21 protein-coding genes, 1 tRNA gene and 1 pseudogene are annotated in these 25,890 nt (G+C 52.5%); 6 read left to right on the top strand and 17 right to left on the bottom strand.

Annotated elements, in window-relative coordinates:
- Positions 1-8: 8 nt before the first annotated feature.
- Complete coding sequence (bcsR, locus tag PYR66_01015; GenBank protein ID WEF28348.1) at positions 9-197, bottom strand: cellulose biosynthesis protein BcsR; 189 nt, start codon at positions 195-197, stop codon at positions 9-11.
- A 169-nt stretch (positions 198-366) separates the two neighbouring features.
- Here bcsR and bcsE point away from each other — a divergent pair, with 169 nt between their 5' ends.
- Genes bcsE through bcsG form a run of 3 tightly spaced genes read left to right on the top strand, consistent with a single transcriptional unit; the run spans position 367 to position 3,796 of the window.
- Positions 367-1,923: a cellulose biosynthesis protein BcsE gene (gene bcsE / locus PYR66_01010; protein ID WEF28347.1), complete on the top strand. Its 1,557-nt coding sequence runs from the start codon at positions 367-369 to the stop codon at positions 1,921-1,923.
- Positions 1,920-2,117 (top strand): cellulose biosynthesis protein BcsF, encoded by a 198-nt coding sequence (bcsF, locus tag PYR66_01005; protein WEF28346.1) that lies wholly within the window; start codon positions 1,920-1,922, stop codon positions 2,115-2,117. The genes bcsE and bcsF overlap by 4 nt, the downstream gene beginning before the upstream one ends.
- Positions 2,114-3,796 carry a cellulose biosynthesis protein BcsG gene (bcsG, locus tag PYR66_01000; GenBank protein ID WEF28345.1) on the top strand — a complete coding sequence of 561 codons (1,683 nt, stop codon included), beginning with the start codon at positions 2,114-2,116 and terminating at the stop codon, positions 3,794-3,796. Before bcsF ends, bcsG begins: the two co-directional genes overlap by 4 nt.
- 83 nt (positions 3,797-3,879) lie before the next feature.
- On the opposite strand, the gene PYR66_00995 is transcribed toward bcsG, so the two are convergent.
- The 11 genes from PYR66_00995 to PYR66_00945 form a co-directional block, all read right to left on the bottom strand.
- Positions 3,880-3,987 carry a type I toxin-antitoxin system toxin Ldr family protein gene (locus tag PYR66_00995; protein WEF28344.1) on the bottom strand — a complete coding sequence of 36 codons (108 nt, stop codon included), beginning with the start codon at positions 3,985-3,987 and terminating at the stop codon, positions 3,880-3,882.
- A 299-nt stretch (positions 3,988-4,286) separates the two neighbouring features.
- The gene (gene dppF, locus PYR66_00990) at positions 4,287-5,300 is read right to left on the bottom strand and encodes a dipeptide ABC transporter ATP-binding subunit DppF (GenBank protein WEF28343.1); all 1,014 of its coding nucleotides are present in this window, start codon (positions 5,298-5,300) and stop codon (positions 4,287-4,289) included.
- Positions 5,297-6,280, bottom strand: a complete 984-nt coding sequence (gene dppD / locus PYR66_00985; protein ID WEF28342.1) for a dipeptide ABC transporter ATP-binding protein — start codon at positions 6,278-6,280, stop codon at positions 5,297-5,299. The genes dppF and dppD overlap by 4 nt, the downstream gene beginning before the upstream one ends.
- Before the next feature lie 10 nt (positions 6,281-6,290).
- A complete protein-coding gene (gene dppC / locus PYR66_00980; GenBank protein WEF28341.1) occupies positions 6,291-7,193 on the bottom strand; it encodes a dipeptide ABC transporter permease DppC in 903 nt (300 codons plus the stop codon).
- Between the two features lie 9 nt (positions 7,194-7,202).
- The gene (gene dppB / locus PYR66_00975; GenBank protein ID WEF28340.1) at positions 7,203-8,222 is read right to left on the bottom strand and encodes a dipeptide ABC transporter permease DppB; all 1,020 of its coding nucleotides are present in this window, start codon (positions 8,220-8,222) and stop codon (positions 7,203-7,205) included.
- 134 nt (positions 8,223-8,356) lie between these two features.
- Positions 8,357-9,964, bottom strand: a complete 1,608-nt coding sequence (locus PYR66_00970; GenBank protein ID WEF28339.1) for an ABC transporter substrate-binding protein — start codon at positions 9,962-9,964, stop codon at positions 8,357-8,359.
- Positions 9,965-10,804: 840 nt separating this feature from the next.
- Positions 10,805-11,533 (bottom strand): molecular chaperone, encoded by a 729-nt coding sequence (locus PYR66_00965; GenBank protein WEF28338.1) that lies wholly within the window; start codon positions 11,531-11,533, stop codon positions 10,805-10,807.
- On the bottom strand, positions 11,530-12,864 hold the full coding sequence (locus PYR66_00960) for a fimbrial protein (protein ID WEF28337.1): 1,335 nt from the start codon (positions 12,862-12,864) through the stop codon (positions 11,530-11,532). Before PYR66_00960 ends, PYR66_00965 begins: the two co-directional genes overlap by 4 nt.
- A 27-nt stretch (positions 12,865-12,891) precedes the next feature.
- On the bottom strand, positions 12,892-15,402 hold the full coding sequence (locus PYR66_00955) for a fimbrial biogenesis outer membrane usher protein (GenBank protein WEF28336.1): 2,511 nt from the start codon (positions 15,400-15,402) through the stop codon (positions 12,892-12,894).
- A 36-nt stretch (positions 15,403-15,438) separates the two neighbouring features.
- Positions 15,439-16,110 carry a molecular chaperone gene (locus tag PYR66_00950; protein WEF28335.1) on the bottom strand — a complete coding sequence of 224 codons (672 nt, stop codon included), beginning with the start codon at positions 16,108-16,110 and terminating at the stop codon, positions 15,439-15,441.
- Between the two features lie 109 nt (positions 16,111-16,219).
- Complete coding sequence (locus PYR66_00945) at positions 16,220-16,756, bottom strand: fimbrial protein (protein ID WEF30547.1); 537 nt, start codon at positions 16,754-16,756, stop codon at positions 16,220-16,222.
- A gap of 672 nt (positions 16,757-17,428) precedes the next feature.
- Between PYR66_00945 and PYR66_00940 the strand changes: the two genes are divergently transcribed.
- Positions 17,429-18,061 carry a helix-turn-helix transcriptional regulator gene (locus PYR66_00940; protein ID WEF28334.1) on the top strand — a complete coding sequence of 211 codons (633 nt, stop codon included), beginning with the start codon at positions 17,429-17,431 and terminating at the stop codon, positions 18,059-18,061.
- An 86-nt stretch (positions 18,062-18,147) separates the two neighbouring features.
- On the opposite strand, the gene PYR66_00935 is transcribed toward PYR66_00940, so the two are convergent.
- From PYR66_00935 to PYR66_00920, 4 genes are all read right to left on the bottom strand, one after another.
- Positions 18,148-18,224, bottom strand: a tRNA-Pro gene (locus PYR66_00935).
- Positions 18,225-18,315: 91 nt separating this feature from the next.
- A complete protein-coding gene (gene eptB, locus PYR66_00930; GenBank protein WEF28333.1) occupies positions 18,316-20,007 on the bottom strand; it encodes a kdo(2)-lipid A phosphoethanolamine 7''-transferase in 1,692 nt (563 codons plus the stop codon).
- A 222-nt stretch (positions 20,008-20,229) separates the two neighbouring features.
- A complete protein-coding gene (locus PYR66_00925) occupies positions 20,230-21,435 on the bottom strand; it encodes an MFS transporter (GenBank protein ID WEF28332.1) in 1,206 nt (401 codons plus the stop codon).
- Positions 21,436-21,675: 240 nt separating this feature from the next.
- On the bottom strand, positions 21,676-22,260 hold the full coding sequence (locus PYR66_00920; GenBank protein ID WEF30546.1) for an autotransporter outer membrane beta-barrel domain-containing protein: 585 nt from the start codon (positions 22,258-22,260) through the stop codon (positions 21,676-21,678).
- Positions 22,261-22,518: 258 nt separating this feature from the next.
- Between PYR66_00920 and tag the strand changes: the two are divergent.
- Together tag and PYR66_00910 are read left to right on the top strand one after the other, a co-directional pair.
- Positions 22,519-23,095 (top strand): annotated as a pseudogene (tag, locus tag PYR66_00915) (DNA-3-methyladenine glycosylase I).
- Positions 23,079-23,519: an N-acetyltransferase gene (locus PYR66_00910; GenBank protein WEF28331.1), complete on the top strand. Its 441-nt coding sequence runs from the start codon at positions 23,079-23,081 to the stop codon at positions 23,517-23,519. The pseudogene tag and the gene PYR66_00910 overlap by 17 nt, the downstream one beginning before the upstream one ends.
- Here PYR66_00910 and PYR66_00905 read toward each other — a convergent pair.
- Positions 23,488-25,818: a molybdopterin guanine dinucleotide-containing S/N-oxide reductase gene (locus PYR66_00905; GenBank protein WEF28330.1), complete on the bottom strand. Its 2,331-nt coding sequence runs from the start codon at positions 25,816-25,818 to the stop codon at positions 23,488-23,490. The two genes, PYR66_00910 and PYR66_00905, sit on opposite strands and share 32 nt — an antisense overlap.
- Positions 25,819-25,890: the final 72 nt, after the last annotated feature.

Raw genomic sequence — 25,890 nt, 5'->3', positions numbered from 1 at the left:
CGGCTTCCTTACTTTTTCTCTGCTAATTCGGCCAAAAGCGGCCAGCGTTTCAATGCCGCAGCTAACTGTTCGCGTCGGGAAATGTCGTGGTAATCAATATCTGGCAGGGAAAATGCCCGGCTTAATGCCAGGAAATCATTTTGAAAGGTATATCCCAGCGTTGCATCGCTGGGTATCACAGGTTCTTTTTCCGGCATTTCTCTGTCCATTCGAAAAACACATTATGAAACCAGGAAGTGTAAACGGTTCATCCCTAAAATTACGTGTCTATGCTAAAACTGATGTCCTTTAATTTCAATGTTAGGTTTACTCTCACGCTTTCGCTAGTAAACTAATGATGGTAAATCAGGGCGCGCGAGGGACATCGTGGAAATCATATATACGTTGGGTATTTCATCATTATGGGACGAAGTATGCCATATGCCCGTCGGCGGAGTATGGTGGCTCAATGTCGACCGCTATGCCGACGCCGTAACCCTGCTCAATCAAACGCTGGCAACCCAGGCGAAAGACAGCAAGGTCGCTGTCGTGGTAATGGGCAAAAAACCAAATGAAATCATATCATTAAAAAAAGATAGCGGCCCGGACAAAGTCGTCTTATTCACCATGCCCGATCGCCCTGAAGGCCTGCGGGAGATGCACCGCGACATACTTTGTTCGATGGAGCCTGGCAACTATTTATTTATTCTGCTATGTACGGAAAATGCCTGGCAAAATATAAAAACAGAAGAATTATGTCATTGGGTTGGTAAATCTAATAGATGGGCTAAATACCATAATTGTTCTCTTATGGTCCTTAACTCCGGTAACGACACTGACAAGCAACTGTCCCCACTATTACGCCAATACCGCGACCTTTCCGGGCTGGCGAGCATTCGTTATCAAGGCGATAGTCATCTATTTGATATTGCATGGTGGGGCAGTGAGAAAGGTATTAGTTCTCAGCAACAATTGATTATATTGCAGGACAGCGATGGCTGGCGGCTGGCGCAGAATGAAGAGACCGTCGTCCAACCACGCAGTGACGAGAAAATCATCCTCAGTAATTTGCGCGTGTTGGAAGGCGCGCCGGCGCTTTCCGAATACTGGACGCTATTTGAAACCAACGATGCGGTCTTTGACGCCGGACGCACTGCGCAGGCGGCGACGCTGCTCTTTTCCATCACCCAAAACGAGCAAATCGAGCAACTCGGCCGTTACATCCATACCCTGCGCCGCCAGCGCGGCAGCGCCTTAAAAATCGTGGTACGCGAACAAACGCCCAGCCTGCGCGCCACCGATGAACGCCTGTTGCTTAGCTGCGGAGCCAATATGGTGATCCCGTGCGGCGCCGGGCTTTCGCGCTGCCTGACGTTGATTGAAAGCGTGCAGAAACAGAAGTTTACTCGCCATGTCCCGGAAGACTTCAATACGTTGCTGACCTGGAGCAGACCGCTAAAACTCCGCGGTTATCAAACATGGGACGCCTTCTGCGAAGCGGTCGGCGCGATCATGGCCAACACGCTGCTGCCGCCGGATAGCAAGGGGGTCATGGTAGCGCTGCGCCCGGCGCCGGGGCTGCGCGTCGAACAGGCGTTAACGCTGTGTAAGCCCAACCGTATGGGTGATATCGTCACCATTGGCAATAACAGAATTGTGCTGTTTCTGTCGTTTTGCCGCGTAAACGATCTGGATACCGCATTAAATCATATCTTTCCTTTACCGACCGGAGACATCTTCTCTAACCGTATGATTTGGTTCGAAGATAAACAAATTTCCGCCGAAATCCTGCTGATGCGCGGTATCTCTCCGGAAGACTGGAATACGCCGTTGCCGATAACAGTCGGCAAAAACGAAGCCCTCAACGTCGAGCACGATGGGCGCCAGTGGCGGCGAATTCCGGAGCCTTACCGCCTCTCCAGCGATGGGGAGCCGACGTCATGATGTCTATCGCTGATATCATTCAGCTCATCGTATTGTGCGCCCTGCTGTTTTTTCCGCTGGGATACCTGACGCGTCATTATCAGCGCCGTATTCGCACCACTTTGCGTTTGATGTTCTTTAAACCCCGTTACGTTAAACCGGCTGGCATGCTGCGCCGGGAAAACGCGACCAGGCAGGGCAAACCGAAAAAATGACCAAAGCAAAAAATACCGCTACGCCGCTCCCGCTATGGCAGTACTGGCGCGGCCTGTCAGGATGGAACTTCTACTTCCTTGTGAAGTTTGCTCTGCTGTGGGCGGGATACCTTAATTTCCACCCGATGCTTAACCTGGTGTTCCTCGCCTTTTTGCTGGTGCCGATTCCCAGTGAAAAGCTGCATCGGATACGCCACTGGGTAGCCATCCCGCTCGGTTTGGCCCTCTTCTGGCACGATACCTGGCTACCCGGCCCGGAAAGCATCATGAGCCAGGGTTCGCAGATCGCTGGTTTCAGCGCTGATTATGTCTGGGATCTGGTCACCCGCTTTATCAACTGGAATATGGTTGGCGCCTTCTTCGTAATGCTGGTGCTGTGGCTGTTCATCAGCCAGTGGCTGCGCGTGACGGTCTTTGTTTCGGCGATCATGGTCTGGCTGGTCGTCAGCCCGCTGCTGCCCTCCTTCACCCTGTGGCCTGCCGGTCAGCCGACAACGGCCGCCGCCGCCCCTGCGGCGGCAACCGGTAGCGCCGCTAGCACGACAACGGCTTCCGCCAGCACAGCAGCCAGCGGCGATATCCCGCCACAAACCGAACCGCCAACCTCTGCCAACCTCAGCAACTGGCTGAAGACTTTCTATGCCTCTGAGCAGAAAAGAAAAACGCCATTCCCGGATCAACTGCCTGCCGATGCGCAACCGTTCGATCTGCTGGTTATCAATATCTGTTCCCTGTCATGGTCAGACATCGATGCCGCCGGGCTAATGGATCATCCGCTGTGGAAGCATTTCGATATCATCTTCAAAAACTTTAACTCCGCGACGTCCTACAGCGGCCCGGCGGCGGTACGTCTGCTACGCGCCAGCTGTGGTCAGTTGTCGCATACCGACCTGTATCAGCCGTCAGGCAACGAGTGCTACTTGTTTGAGAATCTGGCCAAGCTGGGCTTTACCCAGCAGTTGATGCTGGGCCACAACGGCGTATTTGGCGACTTCCTGAAAGAGCTTCGTACGCTCGGCGGTATGCAGAGTCCATTGATGGACCAGACTGGGCTGCCGGTTATCCTGCAAGGCTTCGACGGTTCTCCGGTCTATGACGATCAAGCTACCCTCAACCGCTGGCTGCAGACCACCGAGAAGCTCAATACGCCACGAACCGCGACTTTCTACAACACCTTGCCGCTGCACGACGGCAACCATTACCCAGGCCAAAGCAAAACGGCCGACTACAAGGCTCGCGCGCAGAAATTCTTCGACGAGCTGGATGCCTTCTTTACCGAGCTGGAAAAATCGGGCCGTAAAGTGATGGTCGTGGTGGTACCGGAACACGGCGGCGCGCTGAAGGGCGATAAAATGCAGGTTTCCGGTCTGCGCGATATCCCAAGCCCGTCGATCACCAATGTTCCCGCCGCGGTGAAATTCTTCGGCATGAAGGCCCCGCATCAGGGCGCAGCGGTAGAAATCGATCAGCCTTCCAGCTACCTCGCGATTTCTGAACTGGTCGTGCGGGCGCTGGACGGCAAAATGTTTACCGAAGACAACGTCAACTGGCAGCAATACACCGCGAACCTGCCGCAAACCGCGGCGGTCTCGGAAAACTCCAACGCGATTGTGATTCAGTATCAGGGTAAACCCTATGTTCAGCTCAATGGCGGCAGCTGGGTACCTTATCCGCAGTAAAAACGAAAAAGGCCGCAGGAGAAATTCCTGCGGCCTGTTCGGGCGCAAATTGCCAACGCAGCAGACTCACGCCCGCCGGTCCGTTACTTCCGGTTGCGCATCCAGCTGACGATAATGCTGACCAGGAGGCCAGCGATTACCGGCGCCGCCAGATCGTCCCAGAAGATCAGACCTAACTGTGTGAGCGTCATAGAGTCGCCTGTCTTGCAATGGCAACCGTTCGCGGCTATCTTTAACTTGTCTGGAGTTTTTGATAGCCCTCGTTCAGTTGCCTGGTTAATACCAGCAACACGCGAGGGTTTTCTTTTTCCAGCAACTTATCTATGCCGCCAGGGTTCAAGCCCCCGCAACATTGCGCCTCACCGGGCAAACCCGGCTTGGCGTCGATTCTACTGTCCCGATTTATCGCCTTCATCACGCCATTTTTTGATCTGCGAGGCGCATTCCAACCATCCCCGGCAGACGCCATAATGCGACAACCCTTTTACCATCAAGCGCGCGCTTTCTCCGGATTCTCATCCTGATCGACGGCAAAACAGGCCACCAGTTGACCACCGTAATCCTTCAGCTGCGGTTGAAGCTGGGTGCACGGGCCAAAGCGGCGGCGGCAGCGCGCATTGAAAGCGCAACCCGGCGGCGGATTCAGCGGGCTCGGCAGCTCGCCAGTCAGCTTGATGCGCTCACGGCGATCGTCCGGGTTCAGGCGCGGCGTCGCCGACAACAATGCCTGGGTATACGGGTGGCGAGGATTGTTAAAGATCTGGTCCTTCGTTCCCTTCTCCACACAGCGGCCGAGATACATCACCATCACTTCATCGGCGATATGCTCAACGACCGACAGGTCGTGGGAGATGAACACGTAGGAAAGACCTAACTCCTGCTGCAGGTCCATCATCAGGTTTAGCACCTGCGCGCGTACCGAAACATCCAGCGCGGAAACCGGCTCATCGGCAATCACCACATCCGGGTCCAGCATCAGACCGCGGGCAATCGCGATACGCTGGCGCTGACCGCCGGAAAACATATGCGGGTAGCGATCGTAATGTTCGGTTTTCAGGCCGACTTTCGCCATCATCGCCAGCGCTTTTTCGCGCCGCTGCTCTTTGCTCAGGCTACTGTTAATCAGCAGCGGCTCTTCCAGAATTTGCCCCACTTTTTTACGCGGGTTCAGAGAACCGTACGGGTTCTGGAACACAATCTGGATTTTCTGCCGCCGCAGCTTTTGCGCCTGCGGATCGTGCTTGAGCAGATCCTGCCCCTGATAATACAGCTCGCCGCCGGTCGGGATCTCAATCATCGTCAGCAGGCGGCCCAGCGTGGATTTACCGCAGCCCGATTCGCCGACGACCGCCAGCGTTTTGCCACGCTCAAGGGTAAAGGAGACGCCATCCAGCGCTTTCACCAGCCGCTCCGGAGCGAAGATCCCCTTCTTCACCGGGTAGTGTTTTTTCAGATCAATGGCCTGCAACAGCGGTTGTTGCGTGGCGGCCTTTTGTGTACTCATAATCCAGGCCTCCCGGCATCATCGAGTGGGTAGTGGCATTTAGACTGACGCCCGCCGTTGAGGTCTGCGAGCGCTGGCTCTTCGCTGCGGCATTTATCCGTGGCATAGGGGCAGCGCGGGTTCAACAGGCAACCGTTTGGACGGTCATATTTCCCTGGGACCACGCCCGGTAACGACGCCAGACGCGCTTTGTCCTGGGCAAATTCCGGCAGTGCGCGCAGCAGCGCCTGGGTGTACGGATGGCGCGGCGCACGGAAAATATCTTTCGCATCGCCGGTCTCAACCACTTGACCGGCATACATAACGATAATTTTATGCGCGGCTTCCGCCACCAGCGCCAGGTCATGGGTAATCAACACCAGCGCCATATTCTCTTGCTGTTGCAGCTCCAGCAGCAGCTCGATGATTTGCGCCTGGATAGTCACATCCAACGCGGTGGTGGGTTCATCGGCAATCAGCAGTTTCGGCCGGCAGGCAATCGCCATCGCAATCATCACGCGCTGACTCATACCGCCGGAAAGCTGATGTGGGTAAACATCCAGGCGCGAAGCTGGATCGGGAATACCGACCAGATTCAGCAGGTCGATCGCCCGCTGGCGGCGGGTTTTCTTATTGCCGCCCTGATGTACCTTAATCGCTTCCATAATCTGGTAGCCGACGGTGAAGCACGGATTGAGGCTGGTCATCGGATCCTGGAAGATCATCGCCACTTCCGCGCCAACCAACTGACGGCGCTCTTTCTCAGAAATTCGCTGCAGATCGCGGCCGTTGAACTCCAGTTTGTCTGCCATCACCCGGCCGGGGTAATCAATCAGCCCCATAATCGCCAGCGAACTCACCGACTTACCGGAACCTGATTCACCGACAATACCGACCACTTCGCCCTGCTTCACGCTATAGCTGATGCGGTCCACGGCGCGGAACGGCGCGTTCTCATCGCCGAAATGCACCGATAATTTATCTACATTCAATAACGCCATCTCGAGCCTCTTACTGCTTCAGTTTGGGATCGAGCGCGTCACGCAGACCGTCACCCATCAGGTTAAATGCCAGCACCGTCAGCAGGATCGCCACACCCGGGAAGGTCACGACCCACCAGGCGCTCTGCGCGAACTGCAACACGTCGGAGAGCATGGTGCCCCACTCAGGCGTAGGCGGCTGCGCACCCATGCCGAGGAACCCCAGCGCTGCCATGTCGAGAATGGCGTTAGAAAAGCCCAGCGACGCCTGAACGATCAGCGGCGCAAGACAGTTAGGAAGAATATTGACGAACATCTGGCGTACCGCGCCGGCGCCCGCCACGCGAGAAGCGGTAACGTAGTCGCGGTTGACCTCAACCAGTACCGCGGCACGCGTCAGACGGACATAGTGCGGTAGAGCCACAAAGGTTAGCGCCAGTGAAGCATTGACGATTGACGGCCCAAAGATAGCCACCAGTACCAGCGCCAACAGCAGGCTCGGCAGCGCCAGCATAATGTCGACGATACGCATGATGATGGAGTCCACCACCCCGCCGAAATAGCCCGCCACCAGGCCCAGCACCACGCCGAGAATCAGCGACAGCACGACCACCAGGCAACCGACCAGCAGCGACAGACGCGCGCCGTACATCAGGCGCGACAGAATATCGCGGCCAACATCATCGGTGCCGAGCAAATGCGACAGGCTGCCGCCATCCTGCCAAAACGGTGGCGCCAGCAGTGAATCACGGAACTGATCCGCTGGGTTATACGGGGCGAGGAAGTTGGCGAAGACCGCGATGATAATCATCACCGCCACGTACACCAGCCCAACGACCGCCCCTTTATTGCGTTTGAAATAGTGCCAGAACTCCTGCAACGGGGTCATTGGCACCGGTGCGGCGACAACTTTATTTTCAGTAATTTGTGACATGATGGCCCCTTACTTCTTATGTCGGATACGCGGGTTCACCACGCCGTACAGCAGGTCGACCAGCAGGTTGACGAGGATAATCATCGTCGCCACCAGCAGAACTCCGCCCTGGACTACGGGATAATCCCGGCGCTGCAGCGCGTCGATAAGCCAGCGCCCTAATCCTGGCCACGAAAAGATGGTTTCGGTCAGAATGGCGCCCGCCAGCAGCGTGCCCACCTGCAGACCGATAACCGTGACCACCGGCAGCATCGCATTGCGCAGCGCGTGGATCACGATCACCCGCATCCGGGTCAGCCCTTTGGCGCGCGCGGTGCGGATGTAGTCCTCGCCGAGGACTTCCAACATCGATGAACGGGTCATACGCACGATCACCGCCAGCGGGATAGTGCCCAGCACGATAGCCGGCAGGATCATATGCATTAAGGCGTCAATAAAGTCGCCCTGCTCGCCCCAGATAGCGGTATCGATCAGCATAAAGCCGGTCAGCGGTAGGCTATCGTCAAGGAACACCGTGTCGCTGATACGCCCGGATACCGGCGTCAGGTTCAGTTGTACCGAGACCAGCATAATCAGCATCATGCCCCACCAGAAGATAGGCATTGAGTAACCGGTCAGCGCCAGGCCGACAGAGGTGTGATCAAAGATAGAGCCACGTTTTACCGCAGCCAGCACCCCCACCGGAATACCAACGGCAACGGCGAAAATCATCGCGCAGACGCCCAGCTCAAGGGTGGCTTTAAAGCGCGGCACAAACTCTTGCCATACAGGAATTCGGCTTTTCAGCGAGATGCCCAAGTCGCCGTGCAGTACGCCCCAAATATAATGGGCATATTGCTGCCACAGCGGTTTATCGAGGCCCATTTCAGCCAGCAGCTGCGCATGACGCTCAGGGGAAATACCACGTTCGCCCGCCATAATCATCACCGGGTCGCCGGGGATCATATGGACGAAGGCAAAGGTGAGAAGGGTAATACCGATAAATGTCGGGATGACGAGTCCCAAACGTCGGAGAATAAACTGCAACATAACCCGGATTCTCTCTAGTAACGCCCAGCCTGGTGACAAGGCGTCTGTATTGCTCACAAAAGTATTCCCCGGAATTGCGGGAATACGCCCCCCGCCTCTCCCACACGGGGAGAGGGGGTCAGGCATCGTGCTTATTATTCGACAGAGACGTTATCGAAGTGGTGTTTTCCAAGCGGATCAACCACATAGCCTTTGACTTCTTTACGCACTGGCTCGTATACGGTGGAGTGAGCGATGATCAGCGCCGGAGCCTGGTCATGCATCACCACCTGAGCCTGTTTGTACAGTTCAACACGCTTGTTGTGGTCGTCGGTGGCGCGAGCCGGCTGAATCAGATCTTCAAACGGCTTGTAGCACCAGCGCGAGTAGTTAGAACCGTCTTTCGCCGCGGCGCAGCTGAACAGAGTCGCGAAGAAGTTATCCGGATCCCCGTTGTCGCCGGTCCAGCCCATCATGACGGTCTGATGCTCGCCCGCTTTCGCGCGTTTCAGGTACTCGCCCCACTCGTAGGTCACGATCTTGGCCTGTACGCCGATTTTCGCCCAGTCGGCCTGGATCATTTCAGCCATACGGCGCGCGTTCGGGTTGTACGGACGCTGTACCGGCATTGCCCACAGGTCGATGGTGAAGCCTTTTTCCATTCCGGCTTCTTTCAGCAGCTGCTTCGCCTTCTCAGGATCGTAGGAGTAATCTTTAACGTCATCGTTATAGCCCCACATGGTCGGCGGGATCAGGTTCTTCGCCGCCTGGCCTGCGCCCTGGTAAACAGCTTTGATGATCGCTTCTTTGTTCACCGCGTAGGTCAGCGCCTGGCGAACTTTGACGTTATCCAGCGGTTTTTTCTCGGTGTTAAAGGAGAGATAACCCACGTTCAGACCCGGTTGCTCCATCAGGTTGATATTTTTATCTTCCTTCATGCGCGCAATGTCCGCCGGGTTCGGGTACGGCATCACCTGACACTCGTTTTTCTGCAGCTTGGCATAGCGTACAGAAGCATCCGGCGTGATGGAGAAGACCAGACGATCAATCTGCGGCTTGGTGCCCCAGTAGCCCGGGAAGGCTTTATACAGAATGCGAGAATCTTTCTGGTACTGCAGCAGCTGGAATGGACCGGTACCGATTGGGTTGAGATCCACTTTTTCCGGCGTGCCGGCTTTCAGCATGTTATCGGCGTACTCTTTCGACAAGATAGACGCGAAGTCCATCGCCAGGTCGGCCAGGAACGGCGCTTCCGGGCGAGTCAGTACGAACTGGACGGTATTGTCGTCCACTTTCTTCACTTCGCTAATCAGGTCAGGCAGCCCCATGCCTTCAAAGTACTCATAGCTACCGCCAGAGACTTTGTGGTACGGGTTTTTATCGTTTTTCTGACGGTCGAAGGAGAACACCACGTCATCGGCATTCAGGTCACGCGTCGGTTTAAAGTCTTTATTGTCCTGCCACTTCACACCTTTGCGCAGATGGAAGGTATAGGTTTTGCCGTCCTCGCTGACGTCCCATTTCTCAGCAAGGCCAGGAATAACTTCAGTCGTACCGGTTTTAAATTCGACCAGACGGTTATAAATCGGCACCGAGCTGGCGTCATAGGTGGTACCAGAGGTGAATAGCTGTGGGTTAAAGCCTTCCGGCGAGCCTTCAGAACAATAAACCAGGGTTTTAGCTTGCACGCTTGCGGCGACGGTCAGGGCGACCAGGCTCAGACCAAGCTTCAGCATCCCTGACTTTTTCAAGGAAATACTCATTATTCTGCTCCAAAACTGTGATGTTGTTTGCATATATCCGCCAGACCTTTATTTATTTTTTACCCGGTCTGGTCGGTGGTGCCCGAAGGCGTTGAGAGAGATGGGGATTCCGTTCGCTAAAACGACTGAGTTGCAGTACGGATTCTCCATGAAATGCCCCTCATGCCGTACAATCTGTCAACAGAATGGATAAACGTCAATACAGCTAACCGGGTTTTGCTTCAGGGGTGAGAATCGGTGGGCAAAGATTAAAAAAACTTCATGGCGCTATTTTCAGCAGAGAAATTTATGCTACCGCCAGAGAACCAGAATAAAGCCCTTAATATTTTGCAACATGCAGTGATAAACAATTCTTGAAAATGGCGAAAATTTCTTCCCATGTGACCAATATGTGAGCGATTAATAGCGCGAACGTTAAAACGCACAGCGGAAAATGCTGCACTTTGTCATAAGCTTCGCGAAAAAAGATCTGTTCATCGATAAAAAAATGCAATGGAAGATGTCACAAAATGGCGAACAGCTGGCAGGAAGCACGGGTAGATACGATTTTTGTGATTCTGGTGGGATTTTTGCTCCCGGCCGCAGACAATTACCCTGTCGGATGGATATGGCAGGCCTGATGGGAGAAGGTGCCGTTAAGAATCATTACGGTTACTCACCTCGAAGAATAAGGAATGCTCAACATGTTTTCCGGCCATAAATAACCCTGCATGAAATGGCAACCAGTACTCGCCGCCATATTAAATTCCACAAATGGCTTGAGTGATCTCGTTTTTTATCTGCGACCGACGATCATTACTGATACTTTTCAATATATTTGCTACTAAAATATGCACGTTTTTATTCGCCCTCTAGCCGGGCATCGCGATCGATAATCGCCCCCTTGTCATTAATATATCTGTAATGAATAGTGCTCAACGCATCCGGCACACCTGAGCCACGTAGTGGTAGTCGGATTGCCGCATAAGGAGAAACCATCATCCCCATCCCAGATTCGGCCTCCCGGATGCGACTATCCCGATGCAGAGCAAGGGAGGAAAATGAAACATGAAATGGGGTCGGATTATTACATTCAACAAACCACTGATGATCATCATTCACGAGGCGAAATCTTAGTTTAGGTAAGGACTCTTCAGGGGAAGTCGTCAAGGCCACTGGACGATAAAAGAGTTTCATCTGCGTATTCATGGTCAACATCATACGTGATGAGGATGCGGCGCCACTGGTTTGCGGCGGGATTTCATATAAATTAAGCCAGAATACGGATTCCCGATCTTTCGGTAGAGGCGCGTGGTTGTAGATAATTCGAATGCCTTGTCGGGCACTGGCATCCAGGCGTAAAACGGCCGGCAATATCACAAATGGCGCAGTAGAATTTTGCGGGTCGCCTTCGCCGTTATCAACCCAGCTCTGCACAATTACCGGCCAGGGATTGGTATTAGCCAGCATCAAGGTTTGACCAGACGCGCCTTCCTGATAAATCACCCGAGTACCTGATGCCAGTAACCCCGCCCAAGTGGAATGGCAAAGAAAAGCTAACGTCAGGGCCAGCAGAAATCTTATTTTCATTGCATTTTCACCAACACATATGCAGTTGCATATACATTTCCTGCCGTGACGGTTTGTCCGCTAATCTGCTTCAGTGTTGCAGTATATACCTGCTGATATTGCGTATACCCTGAGGTCATACTGCCAGTCGCGGAAGCGCCATCCAGAACCGGATACCATCCTGCGGCGCTCCCACCAGCCGTCGCGAGAGCGACAGTCCCGGGCTGACCTACGAAAATCATCGGAGTCCCCAAACTGTTTTGTAGCGAAATACCGACTCCATTTGCCATATTTGCCGCACCATAATTATCAGAAACCAGCGCCGTAACCCCTCCGCTGGAATTCACTAAACCTAATGTTTGCGCAGCGGAGAATGCTCCGCTGGATACCTGAAAACCGATTGCCGTCTGATTTGCAGCCGTACCTGAAACAGCCGTATTGCTGCACTCGACCTGCACGGAAAAATTGGCATTAACACTGCCCCCGGACATCAGTTGAACAGCAGAGACAGGAGGAAACACAACCAGTGGCGTTGCATTTCTGGCTACACAGGTAGCAGTTTGATAGAAGGTATTCGCCGTTCGCATACCATAGCCAAAACCGTTGTTAGCTCCCCAAAAATTGTATGACGAATTAGAGTCACTGCCGATTGCATCATGGCCAAATGGAACCGCGCTACTGCTACCGGATAACTGGATGTAGGCATTGGGTTGGGTACAGGTATAATTTCGCCCTGTCGAACTGGCAAGCCCAATCCCACCGCCATCCGTATTGTTATTGCCGCAATAAGACGAGCCAGCTGACGTCCCAGGTAGCGTACTAACACGATAAAGCTCCGCCACTAACGGTGGAATATCCTGCAAGCGGATCTGGATTTGTGTTCCTGCTGTCGCATATGTCGTGACAGGAATTTTTTGCCAATAGCGGGTGAGGGTCGTACCGGACATCGTCAACTTCAGCCCGGTATAGCCAAACCAGGTCGCATACGCCCCTGAAATGCCATCAGTAGTGCCTAAATCGTAGTAACCTCCAACTCGATCGTCGCCGTTCGTGGCCACCAGAAAATAGATATCCGACAAATCAGAGGCATCGCAGGTCCAAAGAACTGATGAAGCCGTCGCGCTATTGGTTGTGTAGTTGGTTGGAGGCACCACGACGCTCGCCAGTAATGTCCCTACAGGTTGTAAATATGTATCGGTCAAGTTGATTTTGCCGAATGGAATCAGTGCGGAGTTACCATCACTCGCGTTGGTAACTCCGGAAAGTGAGCAACGTGCCTGGGAATATACTGGGATAAGCAACACCGCCGCCCACAGAATAAATCCCCTGACGAAGAGAAAGTACTTTTTCATCGCAACCTCGTATTCATTCAGGAAATTCTATCGACACTCGGACACCAACCTGATAAGCGGTTGATTTTTATCCTTGTTACCGACATTGTAATGAATGCCGCAGTGTTCATCCGCGCCATCGCCCCAGCGTACGGTCAATATCCCTTTCTCCTTCTCTGCACGAACATAGATTTGTCCGCCTTGCCCTGCCATACCAATGACCGCACCATTTTCATCCAGAACCTCAGCGCCAAGCGGGATTTCACTGTGGTCCGACAGTCGCGCGGTAATAAGCAACGGCACGCCGCTACGGGTGGTAAAGACCACCTTGACGCCTGCGCCTGCAATAGGGGCAATCTCTTTTTCACTATTAATCAATTCAGTACCTTCATCCATTCCCTGTGGGTCAAGGATGATTCGGTTAAAACGATATGGGGTGATCGCCGGGATCAAGGCAAAGCCTCGGCTATCAATACTGGTTTGCTGAGAGTTGTAGACTTTGGCCCCTTCGGCGCCTTTGGCTTCCACCAAAGCGAACGTTTCCCCCAGATATGGTCCGAAAGTCACACCGCCTGAGTGAAGCGCCAGTGCGCCCTGCGCGTTCCCGGATGCCTGCCAGTAGCCATTGCCGCTGGAAGCGTTGAACCCCAGGTTCACATCCGGTAAACGTTTTTGCACGCCCGCGCTAAAAATATTCTGCTGGAAGCTCTGATCTCGTAACGCACTCAGGTTGTAGCTCAGCGTTTGCGCCTCATCCGCAACACCTGAGGCGGTTGCCTGATATTGGTCTCCGGAGGAAGTGTGAGTCCATGAGTTGCTGAGCGTAGCGGCATGATTCGTTCCACTACCCAATGGGATAGAGATAGAGGCAGAAGTGACCGTTTCTTTTGCCCCCTCAGAACCATACTCTCCAGCAGTACGCTGCCTGGCGACGGTTAAGTTGAAACTAATACCGCTGCGGAAGCTATTGCTGTAACCAAATTGCAGCTGGGTGTCATTACCACGATTATTACGATAGCTCTGTAACGAACCGGTTATAAATAAATTACCGAGCGCCTGCATACTCTGGTTCAACGACAAATCAAAACGGGAACGCTGCTGCCAGGTGCTGGACTGCCAACGTTCGCCGCTATGTGCGGCCTTCCGTACACCAAGAACATCACTCAGATCCCGGTATCCGCTGGCAGAATAGCGGTAGTTGGCGAGCGATACCGTAGTATTAGTGGGTTGAAACGTTTTGCTATATGAGACATGGGCCATCCAGCCGCTAGTATCCTGCCCTTCAGGCATTTTTGCGTGGGACCAGGTGAGATCCAGCCCTAACGCTCCAAAATAGCTTCCAAACACACCGCCAAACATTAACGCCTGGTAACCATCCGCCATACGCGCTCCGCTATTGGCGGTAATGCTGTTTGTCAGGCCACGCTGGAATGTCATATCGCCAAACAATGAGTTATCACCACTATCACGCGTCCGGCCGATAGCGATCTGATAACGGGACAGACCAGGTCTGATAGAATCTGGAACCGCCGAGAAAGGTACGCTAAAAGTAGTAACGGTGCCATCCGCTCCCGTTACCTTCACCTGTAAATCACCGCTGTAGCTGGTTGGATATAAATCTTTGATTTCAAAGGATCCAGGCGCAACTGTCGTTTGGTAAATTTCATTTCCGTTCTGGGAGATTGAGACGATAGAGTTACTGGTCGCCAGCCCACGAATAATCGGCGCATAACCACGCATAGAATCAGGCAGCATACGGTCATCGGTGGAAAGCGCGATCCCGTTGTAATTTAGCCCGGAAAAAAATCGCCCGGTGGTAATCAGCTGCCCCATAGCCATTTGACTTTGTATTGATGGTAACGGTCGCTGGAGATAGCTACGGATATTATTCCAATGACTCCCGGTATCATGCGACCAGTTGAGCGTTGAAAGTTCCCGGTACTGCCAGGCACCAAAGTTAATCCCCCCATTCAGAGAGAGCCATGCAGAGTCCTGGTTATTATTGTTTCCTGAATAAGAAACATGATATATGTTGCTGATATAGTTAATAAATCCAAGTGAATCACCAACGTCTAGCGCATCTATTGGGACATATCCACGCGGCAAGTTCTGCATCAGGTTTTGTGGTACGCTGATATTCAAACGCAGCTGTGACATATCAAAATGACTGCTGGCGCCTTTCAGCGACTGACTCAACAGAGTACAGTTAGCAGCTTGTTCCGACTTTGATGTACTAATACCAGATTTATTTAATAATTCCGGAGTCAGGCATGGCTGTACTGAATTTTCAGCACTCGTAACAAAATCGACATAGTCACTGGTAACAAATTTACCATTAATATATATATCAACTTTGTACTTCCCGGGCGCAATAGCGTCTGCCTGAGCAAGCCTGGATAGCGTCGCCTGGCTAAAACGCCCGCCGCGGAATAGTGCAGGATCGAAAACATAAGCATCCGATGAAAGGGCCTGCTGCCTGTCAGTTTCGACAGCAACAGCAGGCAAAGATGGCGTGCTTATTACAGCAAAAGAAAATAAAATAATCTTTTTATTATTCATAATTTTATTTCCTTAAGGGACAACTTAAGTTTATTTTTATAATTTACGTTCAACAGTTACATCGACACCATAATCATTAACCAACACCAAACGTAGACTTGCGCCTTTTATATTGCTAATGGGTGTTGACGATGACCAGATTGTTGTCGTTCTGGGAGCCAACATAGAATTTGTTGCAAGAGCCACCGTTTTATTATTAAAAACCAGGGTGGCATGACGTACAGGTAAGTAGTGGGAATCTGGATTACTAATCTGAAGCCCTGTACTAATCAATTGAAATTTTAACGCATTAGCAACAGCTTCTGCATCCATGCTTCCCGAGATGGATTTTGGCCGATAAAAAACCTTCACCTTATTGGTAATAGCAATAACGAGCTTGTTTGTATTCACATCATTTTTATTTATTGCCGGCAACTGGGTAAAACTAAGATAGAAAATTGATTCACGGTCGTTAGGAAGCTGACCGCCACCGGTGTTGATCATACGTATTGATTGACCAGAATTAGGCTCCACTCTAAAAATTTGCGGCGTAATCAAAAATTGTGATAGAGCATTAATTGCAGCATCGCTTTTCTCAAGCTGAATTTGTACAATATAGGGCGTACTATCCATATTCTTTAGCTGGATAGTTTTTTCTTTAGCACTCTCAGGAAATATTATACGGGTTCCGGTCATCACCACGCTAGCATCTGCAATATTGCCAATCATGAATGACACGATGAACAAAGCCAGAGGAAAAACACGCATTTACGTCCTCTCTTATATTCCAGGATTGGCGGAGAAAAGGCTGTAGGTTATACAGCCTTAGTCACAAGCATTAGAAATAGCTCACGGTATATTCAGCAACAGCAGTTACAGCGCCCGGGGCCGCTACTGTTGAATCAAGGACATAATATTGAGCGCCGAAATCATAGCTAGTGGAATCCTGCCCCGCTGGCAATACAAGCCCGGCAACACTTGTTGGACCATTGAGCATGACTGCAGTACCACCTGTGCCGCTATCAGTTAGCTGAATACCAAACCCGCTTGCTGCGTTTGTTGTCGCCCGATTACCCATTACACCGGAGGTAGCATCTACGTTGTAGCCCAGGAATTCTGTATTAATATTCTGGTCAGAACCACCAGCTGTACAGCCAGTAAGAGAAACAGTAAACGGGGTTAATCCCGCGGTTTGCCCATTAGCTAATGTGGTGCCGAAATCTTTCATTGCGACAGTCGGTAACATCACAATAGAATTCGTTTGCCCGTTGATACTCACAGAACAAGTTTGATCAGTCACTTCTCCCTGAAAAGTGACGGTAGGAGCAGCAAAAGCAGAAGAGGAGACAACTCCTGCAGCGATGAAAAGACACATATTTCTAATTGAGCTAGTCATCATGGAATCCTTATTGAGTCAAGATTGAATAAAAAAGCACGGTTCTTGATATTGAAGTGAATTATCCACCACCGTTATCATTGGTAACTAACAAACGGTTACAAAATAAATCACCTCTGTAAAAAATCTATCACCGAATAAAATACCTGACAACGCAGAATGCGGAACACACCCCTAAGAAAAATCCACAACATAATAAGAAAAATGTTTTTTATCTTCTTTTTTTAGCAGCCTTATGAAAAAACAAAAGCTGACAGATGATTTTAACGTAAAGAAATAAAACAGACTAGAAGTCATTAAAAAGGATGACTTTGATATTATATTCACCAAACAAATGAAATCCACAATCAGATCCCATCACGTTGATTTATAATTGATAATAAAATAAAGCATCTATAATCAAGAAGTAAAAACATATTCTTAGATAGCATTCCAGGAGAAGTTATAAATTTATTTTTAAAATAATCAGAAAGAGATATACAGCCACCCTGTCAAACAAATGAATATATGCATAGAACTACATTTAGCGCACGCCCCCGCTCATAGAAGCCCACATCAAGTAGCAAAATCTTATGCAGTTGTTAAATCATCCGTGTAAATAAAACCCATAAATATGTTATGTTTGTGAATATCTAAGTGTCTGGGGTGGGTATGTGTAAAGATAAATCGTACGAGCGCATTTCTTGTGAAAGCATCCTTAATGCTAAGTGTCTTGGTTGTAAAAAATCATGTGTGTTCAATACCCAGCGCATAGATGAATGTTCCGGAGTCGAGTATTATATTTGGCCGGAAGAAAACCGATTTCTGGTTGAGGGTATACAAGAGATTCTAATAGACAGCAATGAAAGGCTAATAAAACAACCTGTTGTTTTTATTGACTTCAATTATCATAATTTAGGCGCTTTTTTAAATAATCACTGGCTTGACGCATTCAAGGGGGCACGGTTAGTCCTGTTGACGGATAAGATTATGGAACCAGTTGCACATTACTGGTTTTATCATGACTGCGCCGATACTGTTATTAGTACGATTATCTTTTATCGCGATGACCGTCAGGTCGTTTCAAATAAGTCAAAAGCAACATTGATGGGAAGAGTGCTCAGGCCAGATCAAGGAATAAAAAGACTGACCGAGAAAGAGTACGCTCTGCTATCCCATCTTTATCATGGCGAAACCCCTAAAAAAATCGCGACAAAAATCGGCGCCAACGTAAAGTCAGTTTATGTCACCAAACTCAGGGTCGAATCCAAGATGGGAGTACGGCTGAATAGCCTTTTTATATAAGGAATGCCGCCGACGCCCCCGGAGGTTCTCATCCTCTCAAACGCCAGATGCAAAAAAGCCTGCTCGTTGAGCAGGCTTTTTAAATTTGGTCGGTGATAGAGGATTCGAACCTCCGACCCCTTCGTCCCGAACGAAGTGCGCTACCAGGCTGCGCCAATCACCGAATGCGGGGCGCATCTTACTGCTGGGATGCACCCCCGTCAATGCCTTATTAGCAAAAAATCAATCAAGCGGCGAGAAACTCGCCATTCCTGTTATTCCTTCGCCGTTTTCGCAGCGGCAGGCACACGACACCAGTTATTATTCTCATTAATCCCGCCATCTGGCGAGGTATAACCCAGACACCCCATAATAGTGTCATACAGCTCAACATGACGATGCGGAACCTTCATCGCCGCCTGCTGCTTAAGACGCGCAAAGGACGCGGCATGGTCCGGGTTCTCCAGATATTTATCCGACATCCAGACCATCATCGGCACGCGGAACTGCTCCGGCGGCGCCATCATGCGCGGCGTACCGTGCAGATGTTCATGCTCGTTAATGGATTCGCCATGGTCGGCGGCATAGAACACAATCGCCTTTTTATCCCGCAATTGGTCCAGTACGCTGACGATAAAGTGGTCTACATAGGTGACGCTATTATCGTACGAGTTAATCAGCTCCGCCTTCGAACATTTGCTGTCCACGCCGACGCACTCCGGTTTCCACTGCGCAAAGCTGCGCGGGTAACGCTGGGTATAGTTAAAGTGCGAGCCCTTGGTATGGAGAATAATCAGACGCTTACCGTTAGGATTCTGCGCCATCCCGCGCTGCATTTCATCCACCAACAGCATGTCATCGACGTTTTTACCGCGGTTACGAGGCTCGGCGCCGATCTGTTCGCGATAGGCGATATTGTTGGCCATCGTGTTGCTGTAGAACCACATTTCGCTCTGCATCGCGTACAAGTCGCCGGCAAAGCCCAACTGGTGCAGTACAGCAAACACATTTTGCTCTTTCAGCGTCCGCTGCGGATTATCATCCGCCCCACCCTCGCGCACGAACATGCAACGCAGCGACAGCTTAGTCGCGGTATCGCAAGAGGTACCGTGGAAAGCCACAAGGTTCTTTTCCTGCGCCAGCTTCGGCGTGGTATTGCGGCTATAACCGAGAATGCCCATATGATCCCAGCGGGTGGTCTCACCGATAATAAACACCACATAGGTATCGTCGAGCCCCTGCGGCGCCACGTAGGTAAACTTCTTCGCTGGATTAATCAGCGATTGATTATCTGACGATTCGTCCGCCTGCGCCCAGGCGTACAGCCCCAGCGCCGACAACCAGTTAGAGGGCAGGTAGGAGTTGGCAATCACGCCGCCGTAGCTCGGCATATCGATTTCTGAATGACGCTCGATATCATGCTGGCGTAGCTCAAGCAGGCGAATCGGCCCCCAGACCATCAGCCCGGCAAGCGCCACGATCAGGATATTTTTCACCCGCTGCCCTGGCGTTTTTACCTGCTGTAGCAATGTGTTACGGCAGCGGTTGCTCCAGATAAGCAGCAACGGCAACGCGCTGACCACCACCAGCCACAGAATCAGATGCCAGCCGATAACCTCTTTCGACAGGTCAATATCGGTGGTCATCACCGACGCGATAATGCCGTAGCCAATGACCACGTTAAGGAAAGTCATGTAATAGCTTGCCGCAGCAGAAAACAGCACCACGAGCGTTGCTAATATGCGCCAGACCCGACGGCCAAATAACGAAAGCAGGCGTAGAAGGAAGAAGGTAACCAGTGCTGTCGCCACCAATTCCACCGCCCCGGACAACCCTTTCCAGACCGTAAACTCTTGAGCGTAGCTATCGAAGCGGCGGAAAAACACCGCGGCGTTCATAAACCAGCCGATGTACAGCGCAAGCCAAATACTCAGCTTCTGCTGCGACATCGTTTTAATGTATTTCATGCAAGCAAACCTGGGAAACGAAGAGATAAAACCGCCCTGATTAAAACGATATAAACAGGAAGATTAATAAAGTGCGTCTGGGTTGGTTATCGGAAACCTCTACAAAGCGCGCTAAGTAGACCACAGCAAATGGGAAAAGTATCCGGAGGGAGTGTGATTCAGCCATATATTTACAAAATATATGGCTGGTTAGGCACTATTAGCTTAGGAAGGGGGCCGTTATCAAGCGTGCGCTTCGTGATAGATTTCGCTTTTCGGTTGGCGAATAGTGGTGGAGAGCGCCAGAGACAAAATCAGGAGAGCGAAGATAACGCAGAAGGTCACGTAGAAGCCGCCAAACACAGACGCAATCAGTGACCCGCAGATGCTGCCGATACCGAAGCCGAGGTAAATCACGCCGTAGTTTTTCGCCAGATTATTAAGACCAAAGAACTCGCTGACCAGTGACGGGAACACGGTAATGGTGCCGCCGAAGTTAAAGGCAACGCAGGCAATCGCGGCAAAGAAGGTGGTCGCATTCAGTGGAGCGAACAACAGGGCCGCCATACCGACCAGCGACACCACCTGGCCGATAGTAATCACGCGGATACGGGAGATTTTGTCGGACAGGATGCCAAGCACCAGGCGGCCGCTCAGGTTAGCGATGGAAATCACGGTGACCGCATTTGCCGCCGTCACGACGTCGAGATGGACCATGCCCTGGGCGATATCTTTCGCTACGCCAATCACATACAGACCACTCATACAGGCGGTGAGGAACATGACCGCCAGCATCCAGTACTGCGGTTTACGCATGGATTCCGCGAGGGTGAAATCATTTTCGATGATGCCATTCGCGGTGGCCGCAGCGGTGTGATTCGGCGCATCTTTCATCAGGGTAGCGCCGAAGACGATCATCACCAGCACGATAGCGCCCCAAATCACGAAGGTTTTCTCCAGGCCGACCGTCGCCAGCAGGTGGCTATCGATAAATTTGAAACCGAGGCTGCCAAGACCATAAGAGCCAATTGAGAAGGCGGAGATCAGACCTTTGCGCTCCGGGAACCACTTCACGCAGTTCGACAGCGTCAGCAGGTAGCCCGCGCCGTCCGCCAGGCCAACCAGCAGGCCAGCGCTCAGCCACAGCATCATCAGGCTGTTGGCATGGGCAGTAAGGAAAAAGCCGACGCCCAGCAACACGCCGGATGCCATAGTGACGCGTTTCACGCCAAAACGTTCCTGCAATTTACCTGCAACGGAAGAAGATAATGCCAGGCCAAGGCTTAACAGGCCGAAGGAAAAGGCCACCTGGCTCACCGGCTCATCCAGTTTGCTGGCCAGAGAACTATTAAACAAACTCCATGTATAAACCGATCCCAGCGCGAATTGCGTAATGATCGTGCCAATCAGCGTGAGCCAACGGGTATATTGATTGTTTGCAGCGTTCATAGCAGATGTCCTGAAGGATTAACTGCCGCCACAATAACTAAGACCCCGGTTCCGATGGGGGAAAAAGGCATGAACTGCCAGTAGCGAGGAATGAAATGCCTGAATGGCGGAATGAATGACATTGCAAAACATGCGTACCTGAAATTTTCACTAATTAGTTAGTGTGCGCTACCTCACAAAAACGCGTCATTACTGAGGTCTAACAGTAACGACGTCGTTTCAAATACGTAACAAAATAGATTAGAAGTTGGCGCTGACGCCCATCAAATACAACGTATTTTCACCCGAGGGCACGTTGTCGGCCTGTGAAAGCGTGGCCCACGCCGCCAGGTGCGATCCCAGCGGCATATCGGCACCCAACGTCACATCGCCCCAACTGCCATCTTTCGTCCGATTAACCGGAGAATAGCTATCGCCCGAGAGCGCCTGGTTGTAACTCACCTGCGCCCACGGATGCACGCCCCACAGCTCCTGGTAATCCATACGCCAGCCGAGCGTATTGACGTAGCCTGACTCCCCCACACTGCGGGCAGTTGATGGTGCCGTCAGATCGCTGCGCAGGCTGGCAACCGGCCCGGACGTCACGCCGCTGGCCAGCGTATAGTTCCACCCAACGCTCATACCGTGGCTTAAATCCGGCGGCGCCAGCGCCTGATTCAACACCAGGCCGCCAGGGTTCTCTGACGATTTCATGCGCTCGGCGAGAATATCTTCATAACGCGGTTGGTGATCGCTATCCCATGTATAGCGTTCTGACGTATTACTTTTTGTATCGTTAGCGATATATTCCTGTTGCCAGGCATTGGCGCCTGAAACACACGACACCCAGATGGTAACGCACGCCGGGACAAACAGACCCCGGAGGCCATTGCATTTCTTTATTATCATTAATGCGACTCCAGGAGAGCCGAATCGGCAATGTTGCTGTGTTTTTATACTCAACATCATTTGAGCTGCCGACCACACAAAGGCAACTTGAAGTATGAGGAGTTGATGGGGAGTGATATCCCTGTATTAACTATTATCTTTATCTTTCAGCCGTCAAGGCGGATGAAAAAGTTTTCTGACGAAAGGGAGAGAAACATGCAGCGTTGCGGATGGGTAAGCCAGGATCCTCTTTATATCCAGTATCACGACAGTGAATGGGGCGTTGCCGAAAGAACGCCGCAAAAGCTGTTTGAAATGATCTGCCTTGAAGGTCAGCAGGCGGGGCTGTCGTGGATCACCGTGCTGAAAAAACGTGAAAACTATCGTCAGGCATTTCACCAATTCGACCCGGTTCGCGTCGCGGCCATGGATGAAGCGGATGTCGAACGCCTGATGCAGGATGCCGGCATTATCCGCCATCGGGGAAAAATTCAGGCCATCATCGGCAATGCGCGGGCGTTTCTCGCCATGGAAGCCAGCGGCGAAGCGTTCAGCGACTTCGTCTGGTCATTCGTCGACAACCAGCCGCAAATCACCCATGCCACAACGCTCGCTGAAATCCCAACCACCACGCCAGCCTCAGACGCACTCTCTAAGGCACTGAAAAAACGTGGTTTTAAATTTGTCGGTTCCACTATCTGTTATTCATTTATGCAGGCCTGCGGATTAGTGAACGATCACGTGATCGGCTGCTGCTGCCATCCCGGGAGGACAGCATGATCCGCCAATGGGATGCCAACAGGACCGGCCCGCTGCTCGACCTGTGGTTGGAAAGTACGATTTACGCGCATCCGTTCATCGCGGAAAGCTACTGGCACGAAAGCCTGGAAGTGGTGCGCGATGTCTATCTTCCCGCCGCCGCCACCTGGGTGTGGCAGGAACATGACGCCCTGAAAGGGTTTGTCAGCGTGATGGATTCTCGCTTCGTTGGGGCACTTTTCGTCGCCCCGGAAGCTATCCGCCGCGGTATCGGTCGCGCGCTGCTTGATGAGGTCAAGCAGCACTACGACTGGCTCAGTCTGGAGGTGTATCAGAAAAACGTGCGGGCGGTGAATTTCTACCACGCGCAGGGCTTCCGCATAGAAGACTGCGCGTGGCAGGACGATACCCAACATCCAACCTGGATTATGCGTTGGCCGGCGGATCAAATGCGCTAAGCGCCAACGCTGGCCCGTCGTATTTTTCCAGCCATGCCAGCGCCGTATTCCCGGCGCAGCCGTTGCCCAGACGCGAGGTCGGAATATCTTTCGTCAGCAGGTTCACCGCGCCGTTTTTGCAAATTCCGGCTTCAGGATCGATATCGGGCCAGGCGCCTTCATGCAGGCAAATCACCCCCGGACGAATACCTTCCGTAACGACAGCGCCAGCCAGCACCTGACCGCGTGAGTTCCACACGCGCACCAAATCGCCGTCGGCGATATTGCGCGCCTTCGCATCCAGCGGATGAATGGTCAGCGGCTCGCGACCGGCGACGGCATACTGTTCGCGCAGCGAAGTGTGATTCAGCTGGCTATGCAGGCGATGCGCCGGATGCGCAGACAGCACCTGCAACTGTCCCGCCTCGGCGTTGCCATGCCACTCATCAGGCTCCAGCCACATCGGGTGCGGCGGGCAATCAGCATAGCCAAAGCCGGCAATGGTCGGCGAGTGAATTTCAATTTTCCCACTTGCGGTTTTAAGGGGATTGGCCTGCGGATCGTCACGAAACGCCGCAAAACGGGCAAAACGCGCATTCTGCGGATTTTCCGGCATTTCAATCAGTTGATTAGCCTGCCAGAATTCGGCAAACGGCGGCAGGGTTACCTGCTGCTGCGCCCCGCGCTGGGCAGCAATCTGATAGAAGGTCTCCAGCCATTGCAGATCGCTTTTGCCTTCAGTAAAGCGCTCACGCCCGCCCGTTTCCCAGCGTTCGCTCAGATCGGCGAAGATCTCGAAATCATCGCGCGCTTCATCACGCGGCGCGACCACCTGCTTCATCGGCACCAGATGCTGATTGCTGTAATCGCCGGTCATGGTCATATCGTTACGTTCAAACGAGGTGGTAGCCGGTAAAACGATATCGGCATGGCGCGCGGCGGCGGTCCAGAAGCACTCGGAAATCACAATCAGCTCCGGTTTCCGCCAGGCCTGAATCAGGCGATTGGTATCCTGATGATGGGTAAAGTTGGCGCCGCCCGCCCACCAGATAAAGCGGATGTCAGGGAAACGCCGCTCCATGCCGTTGTGCTGATAGCTTGCCCGCGGGTTTTCCAGCGCCTCGACGATGCGCGCGACCGGAATTTTTTCTACCGCGTCAATGCCGCCCGCCACGCTCCCCTGCATTGAGGCCAGCACAGCGGCGCGGCGCGTCGGATTACCGCCGTTAGAGAAATGGTAAGAAAGCCCGAAACCACCGCCGGGGGTGCCAATCTGCCCCAGCATCGCGGCCAGGGTGACCAGCATCCAGTGTTTCTGCTCGCCAAACTGCTGGCGCTGCATACCCCAGCCGGACATCAGCATCGTGGTATTTTCATGGAAAAGTTTTGCCAGTTCGCGGATTTTATCTGCCGCCACGCCGCAGATCGCCGCCGCCCACTCAGCGGTTTTGGCAACGCCGTCGCTTTCGCCGCTCAGATAGCAGGCAAAGACCTCGTAGCCGCTGGTGCAGCGGCTCAGGAACTCATCATCCTGCCAACCCTGTTCCGTCAGGGTATGGGCGATCCCCAGCATTAACGCAACGTCGGTGCCCATGTGCGGTGCGATCCACTCCATCGACTCGCCAAAGAAATCCACGGTTTCCGATCGCATGGGATCGATACAGATCAGGCGTTTACCGCTCTGGCGTAACCGGTCGAACCATGGGATCCCCTGTTCGTCAGAGGCATTCCAGGCAATTTTCAGCGTATTCAGCGGGTTGGCACTCCACAGCACCACCACGTCGCTGTGCTCCAGCACCATCGGCCAGCTGGTTTGCTGCTGATAAACCTCATTACCGCCAACGACATACGGCATGATCGCCTGCGCCGCGCCGGTGGAATAATCGCCAAGATGGCCGGTATAGCCACCCGCCAGGCTCATATAACGCTGCAGCAGAGTCGCCGCCTTATGCAGCACACCGTTTGAACGCCAGCCGTAAGAACCGGCGAAAATAGATGACGGACCGTAGCTTTCGCGGATCCGCCGATGCTGAGCATCAATCAATTCCAACGCCTGCTCCCAGCTTACCCGCACAAACTCATCCTGCCCGCGCACGCCCCGAGGGCATTCCGGCGAGGCGAGAAAGCCTTTACGCACCATCGGATAACGGACGCGGGTTTTACTGTGTACCTGGTCGCGTACCGCCGTTTGCAGCGAGTTGACGAACGAGGTTTCCAGCGCTCCGCGGGACGAAATGACGTTTTCACCATCCGTCTCCACCAGCATGGGTCCCCAGTGGGCTGCGGTTAGGATGGTTTTGGTTGCAGATGAGGTTGGCAAAGCAGGCTCCTGGGTCAGCGAATGCAGGTGTTGTGACGGTGTGTTATTCCACCGTTCAATGTTATTTACAAA

Origin of the sequence: Klebsiella aerogenes, assembly GCA_029027985.1 — a bacterium.
GTDB lineage: Bacteria > Pseudomonadota > Gammaproteobacteria > Enterobacterales > Enterobacteriaceae > Klebsiella > Klebsiella aerogenes_A.
Note: the sequence above shows the minus strand (reverse complement) of the source record. Positions and strands in the feature narration are given on the sequence as shown.